Origin of the sequence: Nocardia sp. NPDC060220 (assembly GCF_042727815.1) — a bacterium.
GTDB lineage: Bacteria > Actinomycetota > Actinomycetes > Mycobacteriales > Mycobacteriaceae > Nocardia.
In genome coordinates, this window is record NZ_JBHWZY010000900.1 from 1 (window position 1) to 2,687 (window position 2,687).

The following is a 2,687-nucleotide window of genomic DNA, read 5'->3' on the forward strand; positions in this document are numbered from 1 at the left end:
GACGTGAATCGATGAGAGTCATGTCCAGGTCGAAGCCGACGGTGAGAGTCACGTTGTCGAGCCTATCGCCGAGGGCCACCAGCCCTGTGGATCGCTGCCCGGACCTGTCCCGAACCGCACTGATTCACGTGGAACCCCGGCTGCACTCGATGCCGAAATCGGTTGGGGGAGTGCGGTGCAGCCAAGCACGGTGTGCGTCATGGCATTTGAGTCCTACCGCTGGGTAACCGGATAACCCGCAGGTCACACGCCCATCGAAAGATGTTGGGACAGCGTGCCACCCCGGTAAACGGCAGTAAGGGCAATGGTGCAGTGACTGCCGTTCCAGGGTTTCGAACCCCGGGGCGCGACCCTGAACCGGGGGCGCGCCCGAAGTCGTCAGCTACTGGCGGCCGCGGTGAACGGCGCGACGGTGGGCACCGACACCGGCCGTGAGGGATGGGTCCACACGCCCTTGCGCTCCAGGATCGGCAGCACGCCCTCGCCGAACCAGTACGCCTCCTCCAGATGCGGATACCCGGACAGGATGAAGTGGTCGATCCCGATGGCGGCGTACTCGAGCAGTCGATCGGCCACTTCGGCGTGCGACCCGACCAGCGCCGTGCCCGCGCCACCGCGCACGAGGCCGACGCCCGCCCACAGATTCGGGGCGATCTCGAGCCCGTCCGTGCGCCCGTTGTGCAGACGCGCCATCCGGCGCTGCCCCTCGGAGTCGCTCTTGGCCAGGTTCGCCTGCACCCGTTCGATCTCACCGGGTGAGATGCCGTCGAGGAGCCGTTCGGCCTCGGTCCACGCCTCGGCGGCGGTGTCGCGGCTGATCACGTGGATGCGCAGGCCGAAGTCGACGGTGCGGCCCTCGATCGCGGCCAGTCCGCGGATCCAGTCCAGCTTCTTCGCGACCGCGTCCACCGGTTCGCCCCAGGTGAGGTAGGTGTCGGCGTAGCGGGCGGCGATCGGCCCGGCAGGCCCTGACGAACCGCCGAAGAACACCGGCGGAACCGGATCGGGACGGGCGCTGAGGATCGCGTCCTTCACCCGCAGGTGCTCGCCGGTGAAGCTGAACGGCTCGGTCGACGACCACAGCTCGCGCACGATGTGCAAGAACTCGCCGGTGCGCGCGTAGCGCTCGGCCTTGTCCAGGAAGTCGCCGTAGGCCTCCTGCTCGCGCTGCTCGCCACCGGTGACGACATTGAGCAGCAGACGCCCGGCGGAATGCCGCTGGAACGTCGCCGCCATCTGGGCGGCCAGGGTGGGGCTGGTCAGACCGGGACGCAGCGCGACCAGGAACTTCAGCGTCTCGCTGGTCTGCACGAGCATGGCGGTGGTCAGCCACGCGTCCTCGCACCAGGCGCCGGTCGGGGTCAGGACACCCTCGAAGCCGTTGTCCTCGGCCGCGGCGGTGAGCTGGTTGAGATAGCGCAGGGTCGCGGGGCGATCACCGGACATGAAGCTCCCGTGTCCGCCCGCCATCAGGCCGCGTGAGTCGCCGTAGGTGGGCAGGAACCAGTGAAACGACAGTCGGTGATCGGTCATCCCTCGATGCTGACCGGTGCGCTCGCCCCCGTCACGGATTCCGATCACCGTGCGCGCAACCCCCGACACGCCGCAGCGCGGGCATGCCGAACTAGACGTAACTAAGCGAAACACGTAACCTCGTGAAAAGCTCGGGCGACGGTGCTCGGGCCGGCGACCCTACGAAACGAGTTTCCTCAATGACGCGGCATGTCGACGTACTGATCATCGGCGCTGGCCTCTCCGGAATCGGTACGGCCTGTCACCTGACTCGCGAGCAGACCGGACGCACCTACGCGATCCTCGAGCGCCGCGAGAACATCGGTGGTACCTGGGACCTGTTCAAGTACCCCGGCATCCGCTCGGACTCGGACATGCTCACCTTCGGTTTCGGCTTCCGCCCCTGGATCGGCACCAAGGTGCTCGCCGACGGCGCCAGCATCCGGCAGTACGTCGAGGACACCGCCAAGGAATACGGCGTCACCGACCACATCACGTTCGGCCGCAAGGTCGTCACCGCCGATTTCGATCGTGGCACCGCGCTGTGGACCGTGCAGGCCGTGATCGAGGCGACCGGCGAGACCGAGACCTGGACCGCGAACTTCGTCGTCGGCGCCAGCGGCTACTACAACTACGACAAGGGCTACCAGCCCGAATTCCCCGGTCAGGACGACTTCAAGGGTCAGATCGTGCACCCGCAGCACTGGCCGGAGGACCTGGATTACGCAGGCAAGAGGGTCGTCGTCATCGGTTCCGGCGCCACCGCGATCACGCTGATCCCGTCGATGGCCGACACCGCCGCGCACGTCACCATGCTGCAGCGCTCGCCCACCTGGATCCAGGCGCTGCCGTCGGACGACCCGGTCGCTATCGGTTTCAAGAAGTCGCGCGTGCCCGACGCCGTCGCCTACAAGATCGGTCGCGCCCGCAACATCGCCCTGCAGCGCGCCAGCTTCCAGCTCTCGCGCACCAACCCCGAGCTGGCCAAGAAGCTCATGCTGGCGCAGGTGCGCCTGCAGCTCGGCAAGAAGGTCGACCTGCGCCACTTCACCCCCAGCTACAACCCGTGGGATCAGCGCCTGTGCGTGGTGCCCAACGGTGACCTGTTCAAGGTGCTCAAGAGCGGTAAGGCCGATATCGTCACCGACCGCATCGCGAAGTTCACCGAGAAGGGC

2 protein-coding genes are annotated in these 2,687 nt (G+C 67.1%); one reads left to right on the plus strand and one right to left on the minus strand.

Going from position 1 to position 2,687, the window contains the following annotated elements; all coding sequences use genetic code 11:
* Positions 1-378: 378 nt before the first annotated feature.
* Positions 379-1,533: an LLM class flavin-dependent oxidoreductase gene (locus ACFWF3_RS31445; protein ID WP_378987791.1), complete on the minus strand. Its 1,155-nt coding sequence runs from the start codon at positions 1,531-1,533 to the stop codon at positions 379-381.
* 179 nt (positions 1,534-1,712) lie between these two features.
* Here ACFWF3_RS31445 and ACFWF3_RS31450 point away from each other — a divergent pair.
* On the plus strand, positions 1,713-2,687 hold a 975-nt coding region (locus ACFWF3_RS31450; RefSeq protein WP_379317390.1), incomplete at its 3' end, for a flavin-containing monooxygenase.